Source organism: Janthinobacterium sp. TB1-E2, assembly GCF_036885605.1.
In the GTDB taxonomy this organism is placed as follows: domain Bacteria; phylum Pseudomonadota; class Gammaproteobacteria; order Burkholderiales; family Burkholderiaceae_D; genus Janthinobacterium; species Janthinobacterium aestuarii.
In genome coordinates this window covers 3,839,706-3,858,102 of record NZ_CP142523.1, presented here as the reverse complement: position 1 = coordinate 3,858,102, position 18,397 = coordinate 3,839,706, and the positions used below count along the sequence as shown (strand labels likewise).

Annotated in this window: 25 protein-coding genes; 14 read left to right on the top strand and 11 right to left on the bottom strand. The window is 63.1% G+C overall.

Going from position 1 to position 18,397, the window contains the following annotated elements; translation table 11 throughout:
• Window positions 1-22 precede the first annotated feature (22 nt).
• Window positions 23-463 carry a thioesterase family protein gene (locus OPV09_RS17225; RefSeq protein ID WP_338678886.1) on the bottom strand — a complete coding sequence of 147 codons (441 nt, stop codon included), beginning with the start codon at window positions 461-463 and terminating at the stop codon, window positions 23-25.
• Window positions 464-598: 135 nt separating this feature from the next.
• On the opposite strand from OPV09_RS17225, the gene OPV09_RS17220 reads away from it, so the two are divergent.
• Genes OPV09_RS17220 through OPV09_RS17210 form a run of 3 tightly spaced genes read left to right on the top strand, consistent with a single transcriptional unit; the run spans window position 599 to window position 2,773 of the window.
• Window positions 599-1,324: a GntR family transcriptional regulator gene (locus OPV09_RS17220; protein ID WP_338678885.1), complete on the top strand. Its 726-nt coding sequence runs from the start codon at window positions 599-601 to the stop codon at window positions 1,322-1,324.
• Window positions 1,308-2,066: an SDR family NAD(P)-dependent oxidoreductase gene (locus OPV09_RS17215; protein WP_034755644.1), complete on the top strand. Its 759-nt coding sequence runs from the start codon at window positions 1,308-1,310 to the stop codon at window positions 2,064-2,066. The genes OPV09_RS17220 and OPV09_RS17215 overlap by 17 nt, the downstream gene beginning before the upstream one ends.
• A gap of 14 nt (window positions 2,067-2,080) precedes the next feature.
• The gene (locus OPV09_RS17210; RefSeq protein ID WP_338678884.1) at window positions 2,081-2,773 is read left to right on the top strand and encodes an aspartate/glutamate racemase family protein; all 693 of its coding nucleotides are present in this window, start codon (window positions 2,081-2,083) and stop codon (window positions 2,771-2,773) included.
• On the opposite strand, the gene OPV09_RS17205 is transcribed toward OPV09_RS17210, so the two are convergent.
• Window positions 2,770-3,240 (bottom strand): heme-degrading domain-containing protein, encoded by a 471-nt coding sequence (locus OPV09_RS17205; protein ID WP_046682905.1) that lies wholly within the window; start codon window positions 3,238-3,240, stop codon window positions 2,770-2,772. The genes OPV09_RS17210 and OPV09_RS17205 overlap by 4 nt on opposite strands.
• 94 nt (window positions 3,241-3,334) lie before the next feature.
• Between OPV09_RS17205 and alkB the strand changes: the two genes are divergently transcribed.
• Window positions 3,335-3,997, top strand: coding sequence for a DNA oxidative demethylase AlkB (gene alkB / locus OPV09_RS17200; protein ID WP_070302704.1), 663 nt, complete (start codon window positions 3,335-3,337; stop codon window positions 3,995-3,997).
• Here alkB and OPV09_RS17195 read toward each other — a convergent pair.
• Genes OPV09_RS17195 through OPV09_RS17185 form a run of 3 tightly spaced genes read right to left on the bottom strand, consistent with a single transcriptional unit; the run spans window position 3,969 to window position 5,047 of the window.
• Window positions 3,969-4,400, bottom strand: coding sequence for a hypothetical protein (locus tag OPV09_RS17195; RefSeq protein ID WP_034755659.1), 432 nt, complete (start codon window positions 4,398-4,400; stop codon window positions 3,969-3,971). The genes alkB and OPV09_RS17195 overlap by 29 nt on opposite strands.
• Before the next feature lie 38 nt (window positions 4,401-4,438).
• On the bottom strand, window positions 4,439-4,696 hold the full coding sequence (locus tag OPV09_RS17190; RefSeq protein WP_046682902.1) for a hypothetical protein: 258 nt from the start codon (window positions 4,694-4,696) through the stop codon (window positions 4,439-4,441).
• A gap of 15 nt (window positions 4,697-4,711) precedes the next feature.
• Window positions 4,712-5,047, bottom strand: coding sequence for an ArsR/SmtB family transcription factor (locus tag OPV09_RS17185; RefSeq protein ID WP_034755664.1), 336 nt, complete (start codon window positions 5,045-5,047; stop codon window positions 4,712-4,714).
• A 122-nt stretch (window positions 5,048-5,169) separates the two neighbouring features.
• Here OPV09_RS17185 and folE2 point away from each other — a divergent pair, with 122 nt between their 5' ends.
• The 6 genes from folE2 (at window position 5,170) to OPV09_RS17155 (ending at window position 11,710) form a co-directional block, all read left to right on the top strand.
• Window positions 5,170-6,087 carry a GTP cyclohydrolase FolE2 gene (gene folE2 / locus OPV09_RS17180; RefSeq protein ID WP_338678883.1) on the top strand — a complete coding sequence of 306 codons (918 nt, stop codon included), beginning with the start codon at window positions 5,170-5,172 and terminating at the stop codon, window positions 6,085-6,087.
• 33 nt (window positions 6,088-6,120) lie between these two features.
• Window positions 6,121-6,288: a hypothetical protein gene (locus OPV09_RS17175; protein ID WP_161781517.1), complete on the top strand. Its 168-nt coding sequence runs from the start codon at window positions 6,121-6,123 to the stop codon at window positions 6,286-6,288.
• An 87-nt stretch (window positions 6,289-6,375) separates the two neighbouring features.
• Window positions 6,376-7,194, top strand: a complete 819-nt coding sequence (gene blaOXA, locus OPV09_RS17170) for a class D beta-lactamase (RefSeq protein ID WP_219328756.1) — start codon at window positions 6,376-6,378, stop codon at window positions 7,192-7,194.
• Window positions 7,191-7,586: a hypothetical protein gene (locus OPV09_RS17165; protein WP_338678882.1), complete on the top strand. Its 396-nt coding sequence runs from the start codon at window positions 7,191-7,193 to the stop codon at window positions 7,584-7,586. Before blaOXA ends, OPV09_RS17165 begins: the two co-directional genes overlap by 4 nt.
• A 209-nt stretch (window positions 7,587-7,795) precedes the next feature.
• The gene (locus tag OPV09_RS17160) at window positions 7,796-10,126 is read left to right on the top strand and encodes a penicillin-binding protein 1A (RefSeq protein ID WP_338678881.1); all 2,331 of its coding nucleotides are present in this window, start codon (window positions 7,796-7,798) and stop codon (window positions 10,124-10,126) included.
• A gap of 42 nt (window positions 10,127-10,168) precedes the next feature.
• A complete protein-coding gene (locus OPV09_RS17155; protein ID WP_338678880.1) occupies window positions 10,169-11,710 on the top strand; it encodes a cryptochrome/photolyase family protein in 1,542 nt (513 codons plus the stop codon).
• 126 nt (window positions 11,711-11,836) lie between these two features.
• Here OPV09_RS17155 and OPV09_RS17150 read toward each other — a convergent pair whose 3' ends face one another.
• On the bottom strand, window positions 11,837-12,007 hold the full coding sequence (locus OPV09_RS17150) for a hypothetical protein (RefSeq protein ID WP_181878101.1): 171 nt from the start codon (window positions 12,005-12,007) through the stop codon (window positions 11,837-11,839).
• Window positions 12,008-12,448: 441 nt separating this feature from the next.
• On the opposite strand from OPV09_RS17150, the gene OPV09_RS17145 reads away from it, so the two are divergent.
• On the top strand, window positions 12,449-13,018 hold the full coding sequence (locus tag OPV09_RS17145; protein WP_331776411.1) for a sigma-70 family RNA polymerase sigma factor: 570 nt from the start codon (window positions 12,449-12,451) through the stop codon (window positions 13,016-13,018).
• Between the two features lie 73 nt (window positions 13,019-13,091).
• Complete coding sequence (locus OPV09_RS17140; RefSeq protein WP_070302697.1) at window positions 13,092-13,337, top strand: hypothetical protein; 246 nt, start codon at window positions 13,092-13,094, stop codon at window positions 13,335-13,337.
• Window positions 13,338-13,408: 71 nt separating this feature from the next.
• Here OPV09_RS17140 and OPV09_RS17135 read toward each other — a convergent pair whose 3' ends face one another.
• From OPV09_RS17135 to OPV09_RS17125, 3 genes are all read right to left on the bottom strand, one after another.
• The gene (locus tag OPV09_RS17135) at window positions 13,409-13,981 is read right to left on the bottom strand and encodes a hypothetical protein (protein WP_338678879.1); all 573 of its coding nucleotides are present in this window, start codon (window positions 13,979-13,981) and stop codon (window positions 13,409-13,411) included.
• Window positions 13,982-14,059: 78 nt separating this feature from the next.
• Complete coding sequence (locus OPV09_RS17130) at window positions 14,060-14,347, bottom strand: putative quinol monooxygenase (RefSeq protein ID WP_338678878.1); 288 nt, start codon at window positions 14,345-14,347, stop codon at window positions 14,060-14,062.
• A 106-nt stretch (window positions 14,348-14,453) separates the two neighbouring features.
• Entirely contained in the window at window positions 14,454-15,026 is a 573-nt protein-coding gene (locus tag OPV09_RS17125; protein ID WP_338678877.1) for an FMN-dependent NADH-azoreductase, read from the bottom strand.
• A gap of 162 nt (window positions 15,027-15,188) precedes the next feature.
• Here OPV09_RS17125 and OPV09_RS17120 point away from each other — a divergent pair, with 162 nt between their 5' ends.
• Window positions 15,189-15,584, top strand: coding sequence for a winged helix-turn-helix transcriptional regulator (locus OPV09_RS17120; RefSeq protein ID WP_034755682.1), 396 nt, complete (start codon window positions 15,189-15,191; stop codon window positions 15,582-15,584).
• Here the strand turns inward: OPV09_RS17120 and OPV09_RS17115 are convergent.
• The gene (locus OPV09_RS17115; RefSeq protein WP_338678876.1) at window positions 15,581-16,036 is read right to left on the bottom strand and encodes a GNAT family N-acetyltransferase; all 456 of its coding nucleotides are present in this window, start codon (window positions 16,034-16,036) and stop codon (window positions 15,581-15,583) included. The genes OPV09_RS17120 and OPV09_RS17115 overlap by 4 nt on opposite strands.
• A gap of 122 nt (window positions 16,037-16,158) precedes the next feature.
• Window positions 16,159-17,628, bottom strand: coding sequence for an efflux transporter outer membrane subunit (locus OPV09_RS17110; RefSeq protein WP_338678875.1), 1,470 nt, complete (start codon window positions 17,626-17,628; stop codon window positions 16,159-16,161).
• 93 nt (window positions 17,629-17,721) lie between these two features.
• Here OPV09_RS17110 and OPV09_RS17105 point away from each other — a divergent pair, with 93 nt between their 5' ends.
• Entirely contained in the window at window positions 17,722-18,342 is a 621-nt protein-coding gene (locus tag OPV09_RS17105) for a TetR/AcrR family transcriptional regulator (protein WP_331776415.1), read from the top strand.
• The last annotated feature ends 55 nt before the right edge of the window (window positions 18,343-18,397 follow it).

Here is an 18,397-nt window from a genome sequence, read left to right as displayed (position 1 = left end):
ACGGCCGCCCAGGCGTCTGCTTTTACGCGCCGGCCGCGACGATGGCCGGTTCGTACACGGCCAGGAACTCGGGCGGCAGGCGGCGCGCGCGGCCGCTGCTCAGTTCGATGCAGATCAAGTCCCAGCGTCCGCGCACGACGGTGGCGCCGTCGCCGTCGCGCACCAGCTGGAAGCGCCGCTCCATGCTGGAACGGCCATCGCTGGCGCACAGCCAGGTGGCCAGGGTCAGCGCTTCGCCGGCCCGCGTCGGCAGCAGGTAGTCGTATTCGCCGCGGCGTATTGCCATGGCCCGGTCCAGGCGCCGGTAATCGTCGAGGTCCAGCCCCAGGGTGGCCGAATGGTGCCAGGCGATATGCTCGCACCAGCGCACATAGACGGCGTTGTTCGTGTGCTGCAAGCCGTCGATGTCGTCCGGTTCCGGCGTGACGGGCAGAGTGTGGGCGTGCGGATAATCCCAGTTCAAGTGCGTTCCTTTCGATACGGTGGCGGCTGATTGTACGTGCTTACGCTGCGTCCTGTCTGCGGCGCACGCATGGAAAAGCGCTGTTTTATCCCTTGATGTATGATGCATCATAATTTTTTGAATCTGAAAACCACTATGAACGATCCCCTGGACAGCCTGGTGCACGTCAATCTGGGCAAGTCCGTGTATGCGACGCTGCGCGATGCGCTGGCGGCGGGGCGCTTCCAGCCCAACGACCGGCTGCGCATCCGCGAACTGGCGCTGCAGCTGGGCACGAGCGTGACGCCCGTGCGCGACGCCATGCTGCAACTGGTGCAGGAAGAGGCGCTGGTGCTGCGCTCGCCGCGCGACTTTCGCGTGCCCGTGCTCAGCGTGGCGCGCTACCTGGAAATCCGCGCGCTGCGCCTGGAGCTGGAAGGCTTGGGCGCGTTCGAGGCGGCGCAGCGCATCGACGACGCCACCCTGGCCGACCTCGAGCGCCTGCTGCAGGCGAACGAAGAGGCCATCGCGCGCCACGACTTGCCGGCGGCCCTGCAATGCAACCAGGCGTTTCACCTGGGCCTGGCGCAGGCGGCCGGCATGCCGACATTGAAACGCTTCGTCGACCATCTGTGGATGCAGACGGCGCCGCTGATCGCCGCCGGCTACGCGAGCTTTTCGCCCGACATGCGGGTGGGCCACCACCACGCCATCATCAGCGCGCTGCGCCAGCGCGACGGCGCGGCCGCACAGCGCGCGATCGAACAGGACATTCTCGACGGCGGGACGCAGATGCTCGCGTATGTGATGCGGCAGGAGCGCATGCACGCCGGGGCAACACAGAAAGAAAAGGACGAGGAAGAACATGAAGCACAAGACTGAACAGAAAATTGAACAGAAAACCGCCATCGTCACCGGTGCCAGCCGCGGCATCGGTCATGCGGTGGCCGAGCGCTTCCGCAGCCTGGGCTGGCGGGTCATCACCGTCTCGCGCAGCCCGATTCCCGGCGGCTGTCCGCGCAGCCAGGAGCACAACACGCATGTGTGCATGGATTTGTCGGACCTGAGCCAGATCGGGCAGATGGTCGACACCCTGCGCCCCATGCTGGGCGACTCCAAATTGCACGCGCTGGTAAACAATGCGGGCGTGTCGCCGAAGGGGCCGGGCGGTTCGCGCGTCAATTCGCTGACCACCGACATGCAGACGTGGCAGGAAATGTACAACACGAATTTCTTTGCGCCGCTGGCCCTGACGCGCGGCTTTGCGCAGGAATTGTCGAACGCGCATGGCTCCGTCGTGAACCTGTGTTCGATCGCCGGCTACCGCGTGCACCCATTTGCCGGTTCCGCCTACGCCAGTTCGAAGGCGGCGCTGGCATCGCTGACGCGCGAAATGGCCAACGACATGGCGCCGCTGAACGTACGCGTGAACGCCATCGCGCCGGGAGAGATCGACACGGCCATCCTGTCGCCGGGCACCTCGCACATCGTCGACACGCAAATCCCGTTGCGCCGCCTGGGCACGACTGCCGAAGTGGCGGATTTGGTGGAGTTCCTGTGCAGCGAGCGCGCCTCGTACATCACGGGCGCGGAAATTCCCATCGACGGCGGCCAGCGCATTTAAGGAGGAGGAGGAGCATGACAAAACATATCGGCATCGTCGGCTGTTCAGCCGAAGGCGCGGCCCTGTGCTACCGCACGATCTGCGAAGAGGGCGCGCATGCGCTGGGAGCGTATGAACACCCGGAAGTATCGATGCACACGCAGCCGCTGGCGCGCTACGTGGAGTGCCTGAACGGGGGCGACCTGGCCGGCGTGGCCGAGCTGATGCTGGCGTCGGCGCACAAACTGCACGCGGCCGGCGCCGAGTTCCTGATCTGTCCCGACAACACCATCCACCAGGCGTTCGAACTGATGGCGCCCCGTTCGCCGCTGCCGTGGCTGCATATCGCCGACGTCGTCGCCGCCGAAGCGGCCGCGCGTGGCTTCCAGAAAGTGGGCTTGACGGGCACGCGCTGGCTGGTCGACAGCGCCGTGTATCCGGACAAGCTGGGCGCGCGCGGCATCGGGTGCGTGCGGCCCGGCGAGGACGAACGCAGCGAGATCAACCGTATCATCATGGAAGAACTGGTGCCGGGCGTGATCAAGGAGGACAGCGTGGCGCGCTTCCAGGCCATCATTGGCGGCTTGCGCGAGCAGGGTTGCGACGCCGTCATCCTCGGCTGCACGGAAATCCCGCTGATCATCAGCGACGCCAATTCGCCGCTGCCGACCCTGGACTCCACGCGGCTGCTGGCGCGCGCCGCCTTGCGCCGGGCGCTGGAAACCTAGCGTTCCAGCTGCGCCTGCAGCGCGGCCACCACGAGCGCGTGGTCGTCGGCTTGCGCCAGGCCGGACACGGTCACCGTGCCCACCAGTCCCACGCCGCGTATCAGCAGGGGGAAAGCGCCGCCGTGGCCCGCGTACTCGATGTCATCGAGGTATTTCACGTCTTCAAAGGTGCTGCCGCGGCTTTTATACGAGATGCCCATGTAGTAGGAGCTGCGGCAAAAGCGCTGCACCGTGTTGTTCTTGCGGCGTATCCAGTCCGCCTGGTCGGCCGTGGCGCCCGTCATGGCGTGGTGGAACAGCACTTGGCCATTGCGCGTGATGTTGACGGTGACGGCCTTGCCCCGCTTGCGCACTTCTTCGACGATCCACAGGCCCACGGCCAGCGCGGCATCGTTGTCGAAGCGTTCGAATTGCAGGGATTCTTCCTGTTGCGCCAGGGTTTGCAGCAAATCGGCGTAATGATCCATCGTGAAAGAGGGCGGTAGTGGCTGGAAGCGCTACTGTAGCGCACCACGGGACAGCCGCGCGCGCTTTTTGTGTGGCGCGGCTAAAATAGGCAACATGAACCTGTCCCTGTTCGCCGATGAAGAGCAAATCCCGGCCGGCCCCGTGCCGCTGGTGCCGGGCTCGTCCGCGTCCATCCTGCTGCGCGGTTTTGCGCTGCCTTATCTGGACGAGGTGCTGCCGGCGCTGGACGCCATCGTGCTGGCCGCGCCCCTGCGCCACATGGCCACGCCGGGCGGCTTGCGCATGTCGGTCGCCATGAGCAATTGCGGCCCTCTTGGCTGGGTCACGGATGGGCGCGGCTACCGCTACGCGCGCCTCGATCCGGCCAGCGGTTTGCCTTGGCCGCCGATGCCCCCCGTATTCCTGCGCCTGGCGCAGGAGGCGGCGCTGGCCGCCGGCTATCCTGGTTTTGTTCCCGACGCCTGCCTGGTCAACCGCTACGCGCCCGGAGCGCGCATGGCCTTGCACCAGGACCGCGATGAATGCGATTTCAACGCGCCCATCGTTTCCGTCTCGCTCGGTTTACCCGCTATTTTCCTGTTCGGCGGCGCCGAGCGGGCCGACAAGGCGGCGCGCATCGGCCTGCTGCATGGCGACGTGGTGGTATGGGGCGGCGCCGACCGCCTGCGCTTCCACGGCGTGGCGCCGCTGAAGGAAGGCGAACACGCGGTGCTGGGCGCGCAGCGCATCAATTTGACGTTTCGCAAGGCTGCCTGAGCTGGCGCCATGGCGTACCTGGCTTGCGTACGTACTGGGCATGCACGTAGCGCCACGGAATGGCCAGGTAGACGAGCACGACGAACGATATTTCAAACACATATTGCATGGTGGCGGGATCTACCCCGCCGTGCAGCCATTGCGGCAGCGGCACGAGCAGCAGCCACAGGGTCTTCCACAGCGCTTCCCACAGCAACACGGGCAGCATCTGCAGCGGATAGCGCAAACCCAGCAAACACAGCAATGAAAACGCGGCCAGCATGCAGTTCACGGTGCCGCGCATCAGTTCCCACGGCGCGTGCGGCGTGACGATGCCGGGCCACAGCACGCTGCCGAGGCCCAGGACGACCAGCAGATACATGGCGCGCAGCGCATACAGACGGGCGGTCGATACGGTATTCATGGTGCGGTCTCCTGGTCATGGGGGGGCGATGAAGGGCTTTATTCGACTTCCTTGAGGATGGTTTCCAGGCTGCCCAGGCGCGCCTGGATCTGCGCCACGGATGCGCTCAAGGCGGCCAGCGACGCTGCCGTTTCCACCTGTGCGGCGGCCATCGACTTGGCCAGCTCCTGGTAGGCGCCGTCCTGCGCCAGCCTGGCGCGCGCCTGCACGATGCCGGACGTGTATTTGAGGGCGAAGATGATGACGGCGGCCGTGCAGGGGAAGAAGAAGGCGGCAAAAAAGATATTTTCAGACATGATGACCTCTACAGTTCAGGATTGATCCGGGTTGGGAGTGAGCGAGGATGCCGCCGCGGCGATGCTGGCCGGCGTCAGCCGCAATTCAAAAGGGCTGGCCTCGAAGTAATTGAGTGCCTTGCCGTCATGCGACAGCTCCAGCTGGCTGGTGACCAGTCCCGCGTGTTCCAGCTTTTGCAGGTGCAAATGCAGCAGGGGCCGGCTGATGCCCAGGTCGCGCGCCAGCTGGCTGATGTAATTGCGCCCGCCGCTGGCCAGCGCCGCGATGATGCGCAGCCGGTGCGGGTTGTCGAGCGCCGCCAGCATGAGCAGCAAGCGCTCGCCCGTCAGTGGTGTGTTGATATCTGTCATGTGTCAACATTATCTGACATGTGTTAGCTAGTCAAGAAAAATCATGCTCACGTTTTAATGCAAGATACTTGCAAATATGGCGGCTTTTCTCCATGATATGCAACTTGTTTGCATATGGAGCCATGACCATGAAGCGCGATTCAATTTCCTCTCCCTTGCCCGACGTGGCGGCCGGCCCCCATCTGGGCAGTCCCTTGCCGCTCGAGTGGGTGGGCATGCAGGGCATCGCCTTGTCCTTGTGGCTGGAAGAGGGCGGGCAGGCGCAGCAAGTGCATGCCTGGGCCGATGTGCAAGTCGATTTGCTCGATCCGACAGTCAAGGGCATCCATATGTCACGCCTGTATCTGCTGCTCGATGCGTTTGCGGCCGCGCAGCCGCTCGATGCGGGCGCGCTGGCCGCCGTGTTGCGGCGCATGGTGGACAGCCACGCCGATTGCGGTAGCACGCAGGCGCGCCTGGCGCTGGCGTTTCCCGTGCTGCGGCGCCAGCCGGCGCTGCTGACGGCGGGGCTGGCGGGCTGGAAATCGTATCCCGTGCGCCTGCAGGCCAGCTGCTCGCCGCAGGGCTTCACGTTGTCGCTGACGGTGGAGGTCGGCTACTCGGCGACCTGCCCCTGTTCGGCGGCGTTGGCGCGGCAACTGCTTGCCGATGCCTTTGCGGCGCGGTTTGGCGCGGGCGAGATCGATGGCGCGGCCGCGCGCGCCTGGCTGCAGGAACACGCGAGCCTGGCCACGCCGCACAGCCAGCGCAGCACGGCGACGGTCACCGTACCATTGACGCAGCAGGCGGAGCTGGACTTGTTTCCCCTAATCGACCTGGTGGAGGCGGCGCTGGCGACGCCGCTGCAGACGGCCGTGAAACGGGCCGACGAGCAGGCGTTCGCGCGCTTGAATGGTGCTAATCTGATGTATGTGGAAGACGCGGCCCGCCGCGTGCAGGCGGCGCTGGCGCCATACTGTGCGCAGGCGCGTGTTACCGTACGGCATATGGAGAGCCTGCATCCGCACGATGCCGTGGCGCAAGCGGGCAAGCTTGCCTGAGCTTTTCACTCAACCACCGTGGAGGTAGACAGCATGCCGGAGAAAATCGCGCAGGAGCCTGACGAAGACAGCCTGGAAGAGCAAGTGGAGCGAGAGCGGCGCGAGCATGCGCTGATCGACGAGGAAAAGCTCGGTATGGACGAGCTGGAAGAGGAGCGGCTGAAGAGGGAACACCAGCCTGGCGCACCGGCAGGGCGCTAGCGTCAAGGCAATGTTATCAGCGCTGGCCTCGCGCCGTGCTGCCCGGTACAATTTCGCTTTGTCCTACTCCCCCAACCCCGGAGGCTCATGAAATATCGCGCATTCTTCCAGTTCATCCTCGGCCTGACAGGCGCCGTACTGGCCGCCTCGCAAACCCAGGCCGCCACCATCTGCACGGCCATGGCCGACGCCAAAACAGGCACGGTCTTGCTGCAAGAGGGTAATTGTCTCGACAGAGTCACGCCCGCATCCACGTTCAAGATCGCGCTCAGCCTGATGGGCTATGACGCCGGCTTCCTCAAGGACGAGCACAAGCCCAGCCTGCCATATCGCCAGGGCTATGTGGACTGGGGCGGCGAGGCCTGGCGCCAGGATACGGACCCGTCGCGCTGGATGCAGTATTCCGTCGTCTGGTATTCGCAGCAGATCACGCAGGCGCTGGGCGCCGAGCGTTTCCAGAAATACGCGAAGGCTTTGCGCTATGGCAATGCGGACGTGTCGGGCGACAAGGGCAAGGATAATAGCCTGGAACGCTCGTGGATCAGCTCCTCGCTGAAAATTTCGCCGCTCGAGCAGCTGGGTTTCCTGCGCAAGCTGGTCAACGATCAGTTGCCCGTGTCCAAACAGGCGATGGAGCAGACGCGGCGCCTGACGCGCCTGGCCGACGTGGACGGCTGGCAAGTGCATGGCAAGACGGGCGCTGCCTTCCCGCGCAAGGCCGACGGCAGCTTCGACGAGGCGCATGGCTACGGCTGGTTCGTGGGCTGGGCCAGCAAGGGCGAACGCAGCATCGTGTTCGCGCGCCTGGTGCAGGACGAGCAGAAGGGCCAGCAGTCGGCAGGCCTGCGCACGCGCGAAGCGATGCTGAAAGAATTGCCGGCCCTGCTGGAGCAGGCGCAGAAGTGACGGCCAGCATCGTTGCCGCCACCTTCATCGCTTCCGAAGGCGAGTACCTGGAAGCCGTCATCGAAGTGGGCGGCCAGCGCCTGCACGTGATGGACGAGTTCGGCGGTGCGCAGCTGGCCGCCGGCACGCAAGTCCAGCTCGAACTGTGGCCCATGCCCGGCGAGCTTGACGATTGGGACGCCATTTTTCGTGCCAACCCTGGCCGGGAGCAGGGCCTGCGCCGGCTTGACGGCTGGCGCTACCTGGCGCTGGGCGTCGTGACCCAGGTCGACCCCGTCATCTGCGATTGCGGCTTGCTGCAATTGGAAAACCCGTTTACGACGCATGATGCGCGCTGCGTGGGCGCGTATGTCGGCGTCACTGTGGTGCGCCTCGATGCTTGCCTGGCGTAAATTCCGGCCCGCTTTGTTGCCCGCCCTATATACTTGCTGAAACGGATTTTCCGGCATCAGACAAGGTTACAGGCATGGCATCAGGCATGGAGCAGTTTCAGGAAAAAGCAAGGCAGGCATGGATGTGGACGCGCGCGCAGGCATTGCGGGTGGGAAGCGCGGCGTGGATGAGGGCGGTGGCGTTGTATCGGCGTGGTCACGCGCACTTGATGACCTTGCCGCCCGTGCGGCGCGCGCTGGTGCTGGGGCTCTGGTCTTTCCTGGCCGTGCTGGCGCTGCTGACCTTGTACATGCTGCTGCTGATCCCCCTGACGCCGAGCATCCACGACTTGCGCCAGGCGCGCGCGGCCGCGCCGAGCACCATGGTCAGCGCCGATGGCAAGGAACTGGCCCGCTTCGACCAGGGCTTGCAGGAACGGGTCACGTTAAAACAGATTTCGCCGAACGTGATCAGCGCCTTGATCTCGACGGAAGACCACCGTTTCTACCAACACCACGGCGTCGATTTCACGCGCACGGCGGGCGCCATCCTGCACACGGCGAGCGGCAACCCCCAGGGCGGTTCCACCATCACGCAGCAGCTCGCGCGCAATATGTTCCCCGAAGAAATCGGCCGCTCGCGCAACCTGAACCGCAAGCTGAAGGAGCTGATCACGGCCCTCAAGATCGAGGCCACGTACAGCAAGACGGAAATCCTCGAAGCGTACCTGAACACCGTCCCCTTCCTGTACAACACCTACGGCATCGAGATGGCGGCCCGCACTTATTTCGACAAGCCCGCGTCGCGCCTCGATATCCTCGAAAGCGCCACCCTGGTCGGCATGCTCAAGGGCACGAATTACTACAATCCCGTCGGCAATCCAGAACGCTCGCTGCAGCGCCGCAACGTGGTGCTGGGGCAGATGCGCAAGCACGACGTCATCGACGAGGCGCGCTACAAGCAGCTGGTGAAACGGCCGCTGCGCCTGCATTTCGAGCGCCAGAGCGAGCGGGCGCAATCGGACAGCCATTTCACGGCCTATGTGCGCAAGTGGCTGATCGAGTGGGCTGACGAAAACGATTACAACCTGGAACTCGATGCCCTGGTGGTGCACACCACGCTCGATTACGATCTGCAGCAGGCGGCCGAGCGCGCCGTCGAGCGCCAGGCGAATGCCTTGCAGGCGATCGCCGACGTGGAATGGAGCCGCGCCGGCGTGCCGTCGTCCACCTCGACGGGCATGTACGCGGGCATGCAGGGCGGCAGCGTGGCGTTTGATTATTTCTGGAAATCGCATCCTGGCTTGCTCGACAGTTTCGTGCGCGAATCGGCCGACTACCGCAAGCTGACGGCCGCCGGCGGCACGCCGGATGAAGCGCTGGAAAGACTCAAGGGCGACCGCGCCTTCATGGCAGCCCTGCGCAAGTCGAAGACGCGCCTGGAAGCGGGCTTTACGGCCATGGACCCGGCCACGGGCGCTGTGCGCGCCTGGGTAGGCAGCCGCGACTTTGCGCGCGAACAGTTCGACCACGTGTCGCAGGCGGCGCGCCAGCCCGGCTCCACCTTCAAACCCATCGTGTACGGCGCGGCGCTGGAAAAAGGCTTGAGCCCTGAACACGTCTACCGCGACGCCGTGATGGATATCAAGGCGGCCGACGGCACGAAATGGCGTCCGACGGACATGAGCGGCACGACGGGGCGGGACATGACCATGCGCGACGGCCTCGTCTACTCGAAAAACACGATCACGGCGCAAGTGATGCAGGACGTCGGCTTGCCGCCGATCATCAAGCTGGCGCGCGCGCTCGGTATCCGCGACAGCAAGCTGGAAAAAGTGCCGTCCTTGGCGCTGGGCACCAGTCCCGTCACCTTGCTGGAAATGGTCAACGCCTACGCCAGCATCGCGGCCCAGGGCGAAGCGCGCCTGCCGTTTGTCGTCACGCATATCACGGACCGCGAAGGCAAGGTCATCGCCCGTTTCGGCGAAGACAAGCCCAAGCGCGCCATGCAGGCCGAATCGGCGGCCACCCTGACGGACATGATGCGCGGCGTGATCGACCGCGGCACGGGCACGGCCATCCGCAGCCGTTTCGGCATCCGCTCCGACGTGGCCGGCAAGAGCGGCACGACGCAAAACAATGCGGACGGCTGGTTCATTCTGATGCATCCGGAACTGGTGGGCGGCGCCTGGGTCGGATTCAACGACGCCAGGGTCACCATGCGCAGCAACTACTGGGGCCAGGGCGGCCACAACGCCGTGCTGGTGGTGGGCGACTTCTTCAAGACGGCGCTCGACACGGGCAAGCTGTCGCGTGACGCGATCTTCCCCGGCGGCAAGCCGCCACCGCCGCTGCGCCACGTGGAGCCGGTCGAGGAACCGCAGGATGAACCGGTGGAAGAGCCCGGAGATTTGCTGCAAGAGGGCGCGCCGCCGGCGCCGCTGGCCATGCCGGCCGAAGGCGATGGCGGGCAGGAATCGCATGGCAAGGCGGTGCCGGAGCCTGCTCCTGCGCCCGCGCCAGCTCCCGTACCGCAGCCGGTGCCGGCACCGCAGGGATAAGCGCCGCCGCCGCGGTGAATTCAACCATCGTACAGATTAATCATGACCTCACCGAAGCCCACGCTGCGCCTGATACTCGGTGACCAGCTCAATGCCCAGCACCGCTGGTTCACCGAAGTCGATGACGCCACCATCTATGTCTTGATGGAGGTGCGGCAGGAAACCGATTATGTGCTGCACCATGCGCAGAAAATCCTGGCGATCTTCGCTGCCATGCGCGAACTGGCGCGCCAGCTGCGCCAGCGTGGTCACACCGTGCATTACATCGCCATCGACGAGGTGGCAAGCACGCGCTCGATACCGGAGAATGTCGAAGCGCTGATTCTTCGCTATGACGCTTGCGCCTTCGAATACCAGGCGCCAGACGAGTGGCGCCTCGACCAGCAGTTGTACCAGGCCGGGCGCCGCTCGCGCATTCCATGGCGGATGGTCGACAGCGACCATTTCTATACGGCCCGCCACGAGGCAGCCGATATTTTCGCCGGACGCAAGCAATGGCTGATGGAGTTCTTCTACCGTCAGATGCGCAGCACGCACCAAGTGCTGATGGAGGACGCGAAAAAACCCGTCGGCGGGCAGTGGAACTTCGATCACGATAACCGCAAGCCCTGGCGCGGCACGCCCGCCGAGCCGCCAGACCCGCGCAGCGTGCATGACCATTCTCGGCTATGGGAAAGCATCGTCGCGGCCGGCGTGAAAAGCTTCGGCGCGCCGCGTGCGGACCGGCTGGCGTGGGCGCTGAACCGGGATGAGGCGCTGCAGCAGCTCGATGCCTTCATCGAGCGGGCCTTGCCGCATTTTGGCGACTTCCAGGATGCGATGAGCGTCAAGGCGTGGCGCTTGTTTCATTCCCTGCTGTCGTTCGCGCTGAACGTGAAAATGCTTAATCCGCGCGAAGTCGTCGCCAGGGCGCAAGCGGCTTATCACGCCGGCCATGCCCCCTTGGCTGCGGTCGAGGGCTTTATACGCCAGATCCTGGGTTGGCGCGAATATGTGCGCGGTGTGTATTGGGCCCAGATGCCTGGGTATGCCGAAAAGAATTTCTTTGGCCATGCGCGCCCGCTGCCGTCATGGTTCTGGGATGGCAAGACGAAGATGCATTGCCTGTCGCGGGCGATTACCCAGTCGCTGGAACAGGCGCATGCGCATCACATCCAGCGCCTGATGGTGATCGGCAATTTCTCGCTGCTGGCCGGCCTCGATCCGGCCAAGGTGCATGGCTGGTACCTGGGCATTTATATCGATGCCTTCGAATGGGTGGAACTGCCCAACACCGCCGGCATGAGCCAGTTCGCCGATGGCGGGCTGCTGGCCACCAAGCCGTATGTCTCCAGCGCCGCGTATATCGACCGCATGGGTGATTATTGCAAAGGCTGCCATTACGATAAAAAGGCGCGCATCGGCGAGCGCGCCTGTCCCTTCAATGCCCTGTACTGGGATTTTTTCCATCGCAACGCGGACACATTGGAGCGCAATCCCCGCATAGGCATGGCGTATCGCCAGCTGGAGAAAATGGACGAGGCGACAATCGCGGCTTTCCGGCAGCAGGCTGCCACGATGCTGGCCAGGCTCGATTCCCTGTAACGCCAGGCAATATAGCCCGCGACCTGCTCGGAGGGTATTGCGCCCGACCCCGCTTTCAGCAGGGTGGCATGAAGAAACTGTAGCAGAGAAGGTGGCAAAAACTGCCGCGTGGCGCCGGCAGCCTGGCTACCATTTGGGTTGACGCGACCAGCGCAGCACCGTGGCAAGCCTGATTCTCACCGTATGCTCATCTCCCGTTTCATGCTCCAGCCACAGGATGCCGTCTTCGATGCTGATCCAGGCATCGACTATTCGGGTGTCGAACGGCATCGCCGTATCTTTGATGTCAATCTTCATTCGTCCAGACTCCACATTGAGCGACCTCAATACCCGCGTCGTTCGCTGCGTAAACTCGATGACGTATGAAGTGCTTGTTTTTTTACTCATCAGGAATGCTCACCCAAAATGCTTTGAATATTTTTTTTAATATTACTACATAAACATTTATCCTTGCGCACGAAGGCGAACACGTCAATAAGCTATCAATAGAAAATTTCTATAAGGAAACATTAATTACCTCAATAGATTTAATTAAGTCTGGAACAGTGTTATTTTTTCGTGCATAAAAAACATTTCATGGTTAATTATTTCTTGATGGAATATAGATTTATTTTTTTATAATATTAAATATCTTGTATTGCATGTATTGATATAAATCAATGTTCTTTTGGGTGTTAGCTTGAGGATATATTCTTGCTGCTAGGATATGAGATCAACTTTGTCTACAGTGAGTGATGCATGTCCGATGGAAATGAAAATTTCTCATTAGAAATTAATTGTGTGAATACTGCATCGGCATTTCATGCGCTGTATATCAGATATCGTATCCGCATAAGAAATTTGGTAAGTCAGTCCATTCCTCGCGAGGAAGATATCGATGACATGGTTCAGCTTATATTTTTCAATGTTTTTCTATGGTTTAAAAGAGGTTGTGGGTGTTCGATGTTTTATCCAAAGTTATATTCAATGGCCATGCGCTGTATAAGGTCTGATTATCGTGGTGACGGGGAAATTAAATCAAGTTCGCTTGATTTAATTGATGATACGGATTATTCCATTGGTGCATTGAAAATGGTTCATGAAGATAGTCCGGAAGAGATATGCAGTGCAATGGAAACGGGGATGGAAATTATTCGATTAATCGCCAATTTGCCGGCGCCCTTGAAAAAGGCATTATTGTTGCGCGAGGATGAAGGTATGCGCTATGACGAGATTGCAATAAGGATGGGATGCCCGATGGGAACTGTACGAAGCCGTATCCACAGAGTAAGGGCAGAGATACGCAAGATACTGGAAAAAGATCAATGAGGGGGGCTGCCGAACTACGGTAGTCCCGAAGCGGGAGGTTACGGTGCCTGTTCCATACTTGACATGAATTTACATGGTAAATAAAAATTACATCGGTGGCCTCGTGCAGTTGGAGCTTGATCATCCCAGGCGGATCGACGCATTGACCGCACAAAAAATAGATGTGGCGATTATTTTCCAGGAAATGCTTGGCACCGCTGTGGCGGCAAAATACTTGCACACAAATGGCGTGTCGCTAGCTGTCGCTTTGCGCGTATTGGTATGCGAGCGCAGAAAAGATCCATCGCCGCCAAAAATGATCGGAATTGAAAAACGCTAGGTCCCTCGTCGGCCGACCAGGCCCATTGCGGGCCAGACCGTATCGCGTCTGAAGCCCGCCCAGGCGCGCCATCACGGCGCCGTCAAGTCCTGGCGCTGGAATTCAATGCGGTTTTCCTGGTAGTCCCACTTGGTGTAGGGGCCGAACACGCGCCGGTTTTCCTTGCTGTCGGCATTCGACAGTTCGCGCTTCATGCGCCGCACGAGGGCGGGGTCCGTGAGCGGCGCGGTGGTGGCGGCGAATACGTCATGCCGCACGCTCTGTTTCGCGTCGGCGCCGCGCGAAATGATGGTGAGCTTGCGCGTGGCGGGATCGAAGTACAGGCGCATGGCGAAGGTATTCATGTCCTGCAGATACAGGCCGTCGTCGCGCTGCTGGGCATAGAAATAATCGCCGCAGACGGCTTTCGGTTCGCGTTTCCACTCGCAGGACAGGACGATCATCAGATGCCGCTCATCGAGTTGCTTGACCAAAATGCGTCCCTTGGAATAGCCCCAGGTGCTGGCCGGCACGGTCGCCGACGAGGCAAGATTGTATTCGCCCACCAGCTTGGTCAATGGAAGGGGAGCTTGCGCCGACGCGCTGATGCAGAGCGTCAAGGCGGCAGCCGCTGCGGCGCCGCGTATGCAGGAAAATGGAGTCATGATGGCCATAAAGAAAAGTTGCCACATTATAGATGGCAACTTTCTAATACGGCCACGCGCTAGCGCGGCGCGCCGGCCTTACTTCAGCTTGCTCAATTCCGCGATGTCGATCTTGACGACCTTGTCGCCCACGGCGGCGACCAGCGTCTTGAAGTGCGGCGTCGCTTCATGCGCCGTGTGGCCTGCCTTGTCGGTCCATTCTTCCAGCATGATGAAGCGCGTGGGAATCTTGTTGTCGAGGTGCAGTTCGTAGCGCAGGCAGGCGCTTTCCGCGCGGCTCGGTGCTACGACGGATTCCAGGGCGGCGCGCACGGCGTCGATATGTTGGGCTTGGGCATCGATGGTGGCGACGATGATCAGGGTCATGGTGGTCCTTGTGGTTGGGGTTCCGCAGCTTAGCGCATCTGGCGCTTCCTTGCCGGTTGGCCACCATGGACTGCGCCGCACCGGCGTGCGGCGCAGTTGGCACTCATCAGGCCGCTTGCAGCGCGCCGATCTGCTCGAAAGCGCCCGTCAATGCATGCGCCCTGGCTGCGTCGCTGACCTTGACGCCTTCGGCGCGCACGATCTCGATCTGCGTGATGCCGAGGAAACCGAGGAAGGCGCGCAGATGGCTTTCCTGGTGTTCCAGGCTGGCCATCGGCGTGTCGGCGCCGTAGTAGCCGCCGCGCGTCGAGGCGATGATCACGCGCTTGCTGCCCAGCAAACCTTCGGGACCGTTGGCGCCGTACTGGAAGGTCTTGCCTGGCACGGCCAGCGCGTCGAGCCACGACTTGAGCTGGCTGGGGATGGCGAAGTTGTACATGGGCGCGCCGATGACGATGACGTCGGCGGCCAGCACTTGCTCGAGCGCGCCGACCAGCGCCGCGCCGTCGGTGTCGCTGGGCGCGGCCGTAAATTGCGGCAACGGTTGCGCAGCCAGGTCGCGGTAGTGGACGGTGGCGCCAGGCGCGGCCGCTTGCAGGCGGGCGGCGATGGCGGCGGACAACTGGCGGCTGATGGAATGCTCGCCGAGGATGCTCGAATCGATATGCAGGATGTTCATATGGGCCTTCTTGGGTGGTATGATCGGGTGGTATGTTTTTGTAACCGAGGTAAATATAGTGACTATCAAATGAACGCGCAAGAAGGCACTTTTTCCACACTGGGGCACACGGATGTGACTATTGGCGACGCCGCCGCGCAAGGGGCGGAACTGGAGCGGCGCATGCGCGACGAGGGCGGCCATGCGGGCGTGGCCGCTTCCTGCCGCCCGATCACGGACATCCTCACGCGCGTGGGCGACAAATGGAGCGTGATGGTGGTGATCTTGCTGGGCAATGGCACCAAGCGCTTCAACGAGATGCGCCGCCTGATCGGCGGCATTTCGCAGCGCATGCTGACGTTGACCCTGCGCGGGCTCGAGCGCGATGGCCTCGTGACGCGCACCGTGTTTCCCACCGTGCCGCCGCGCGTCGACTACGCCCTGACGGACCTGGGCCGCTCGCTATTAGTCCCCATCAGCGCGCTGGGCGCCTGGGCGCATGGCCACCGCGACGCCATCGATGCGGCGCGGCTGGCGTTCGATGCCAGGGTCGATGCGAACGCAGCGCAGGACAGTTAAGCCAGTTCGATGACTGCCAGCATGTCGTTGCCATCGGCATCCATGCCTTTTTCCACGAAGCCCATGCTGGCATAGAATTTTTGAGCGTTGGCATTGCCCGGCTTGTAGCAAATCTCGATGCTGCGCGCATCCGGTCGGGCGCGGATTTCCGCCAGCGCCAGGGCGAGCGCAGCCCTCCCATGGCCTTGTCCCTGGCGCCGGTGGTCGACCATGAAGCGCCAGATCTGATAGTGGCCGGGCGGATCGTCGTCGTCAGGCGAGACGAACATCAGGAAACCGATCACCTCCTCGAGGCAATACACGGCGCGCGTATGCATGGTGGCGGGGTAAAAGCTGGCCTGCGCGATCGAATAGTCGTTGCTGGCCAGATAGTCGCGCTGCTGGGGCAGCAGGGGCAGTTCGCTGATGATGTCGAAATTGTCGGCCGTGACGGGGCGCAGGCTGATGGTCATGTTCAAAGGCATTGGAAAGGTAGGGCGTACGAGTATGCGGAAAACTTACTCAAAAGGCAATGCTGTTCCACCGCCCGCGCCAGGCAGCGGTGGAACAATAATGGCATGGCCGCCATCGGCATTTACCGGGCTGCCACTGCCTCCGTCCCCGCCTGCGGCGTCTGCCAGCCGCCGCCCAGCGCCCGGTAGGTGGCGACGGCAGCGCGCGCCGATGCCGTTTGCGCCTGTTCGCGTGCGTCCGCTGCGCGCAGCAGCCGGGAGTCGGCCTGCAGCACGTCAAGGCGGCTGACCACACCTTTCTCGTAGGCGGCCAGCGCGGCGGCGCGGGCGCGCTCTAGCGCATGCACGCCTTGCGCCAGCAAGCTGGCCTGTTCTTCGTGGCGCAGCAGGGCCGAGCCGGCGTTTTCCACGTCTTCGGCGGCGTGCAGCGCCGCGAGCCGGTAGGCCGCCAGCAGTTCGGCTTCCTGGCCACGGGAAGCTTCGATCTGCGCGTCGATGCGGCCGAAATCGAACAGGCGCCAGCGCAGGCCCAGTATGCCGGCGGCCTGGCCGGAGCCGCTGCCGAACAGGGCGCCGCCGGCCGTGGCGCTGCCAAACAGCGCGCCCAGGCTCAGTTTCGGGTAATACTCGGCGACGGCCGCGCCGGTGCGCGCGCTGGCGGCGGCCAGGCGCCGTTCGGCGGCGATCAGGTCGGGCCGGCGCCGCAGCAGTTCGCCCGGCGAGCCGCCGGCCGTGATGCGCGGCGCGCGCGCCATCACGCCGGCGGCTGCCATGTCATCGCCATAAGTGCCGGGCGCCGCGCCCAGCATGACGTCGAGCGCATGCAGCGCCACTTCGCGTGCCGTGTCCAGGCCGGGCACGACGGCGCGCGCCTGCGCCAGCGACGCTTCGGCCTGCCGCAGCGCCGGCTCGTTCGCCAATCCCTTGTCATATAACAGCGTGGCCAGTTCCAGCAGCGCCGCGTCCGTGCCGACCTGCCGGCGCGCCAGGTCGAGCCGGGCCTGCAGCCCCTGGATCGTCAGGTACAGGTCGGCCGTTTGCGCCGCTACGGACAGCCGCGTGGCGGCCCATCCCGCTTCGCTGGCTGCGTAATCGGCGCGCGCCGCTTCGCGTTCGCGGCGCAGGCCGCCAAACAGGTCGAGTTCCCACGATGCTTGCAGGTTCAATTCGCGCGCGCTGCCGGCGCGTTCATAGCCTGGCGTGGTGTTCAAGACTTGGCCCAGCGGCGTTTGCACGGACTGGTAGGCGCGCGCCGCCTGGCCGCCAAGGCTGGCCGACGGCAGCAGCGCGGCGTCGGCCGCACCGATGGCCGCGCGCGCCTGGCTGACCCTGGCCTGCGCTTGCGCCAGGTCGAGGTTTTGCGCCAGCGCCACCGTCACCAGGCGGGTCAGGCGCGGATCGCCGAAGGCCGTCCACCACTGCCGCAGTTCGGCAGAGTCAGCGTCCTGGCGCGCGCCGAGCGCCGCCTGGTGCAGGTATTGCGCCGCTTGCGGCAGCTCGGGCCGGTGGTAATCGTTGCCGACGGTGCAGCCGGTGGCGGCCAGGCCGGCAGCGATCAGCAGACAGGGGAGGCGCAGGCGTGGCAGTGGCATGGTGGTCTTCCAGTTCAAAAGAGAATAATGTGTGACTATAATACATTTTGGTCACTTATTGTGCATTCCGGCGCGGCGCGTTAAGCTGTCGCCATGAATTCCACCACACCCGACACACCCAGCCCAGCACGCGGCCCCGCCGGCCACGACGTGCGCGACCAGATCGTTGCCGCCGCCACCGATTACTTCAGCCGCTACGGCTATGAAAAGACGACTGTCTCCGACCTGGCCAGGGCAATCGGCTTTTCCAAGGCCTATATCTACAAGTTCTTCGAATCGAAGCAAGCGATCGGCGAGCATATCTGCGGCAACTGCCTGCACCAGATCGAGACCGAGGTGAAGGCGGCTGTCGCGGCGGCCGGGCGGCCGCCAGAGCAGCTGCGGCGCATGTTCAAGGCCAGCGTCGAGGCCAGCTTGCGGCTGTTTTTCCAGGACCGCAAGCTGTACGACATCGCCGCATCGGCCGCCACCGAACGCTGGCCGGCCGTGCAGGCCTACGAGCTGGCGATGGGCGCCTTGCTGCAGGATATCTTGCAGCAGGGGCGCAAGACGGGCGACTTCGAACGCAAGACGCCGCTCGACGAAACGGCCAGCGCCATCTACCTGGTGATGCGCCCCTACGTCAATCCCTTGCTGCTGCAACACAGCGTCGACAGCAGCGAAACGGCCGTGGTGCAGCTGTCCAGTCTGGTGTTGCGCAGTTTGTCGCCATAGCCGCTTCAATGATAAGTGACGATTGACTTAATTGGTCACTAGTACCAGAATGGGG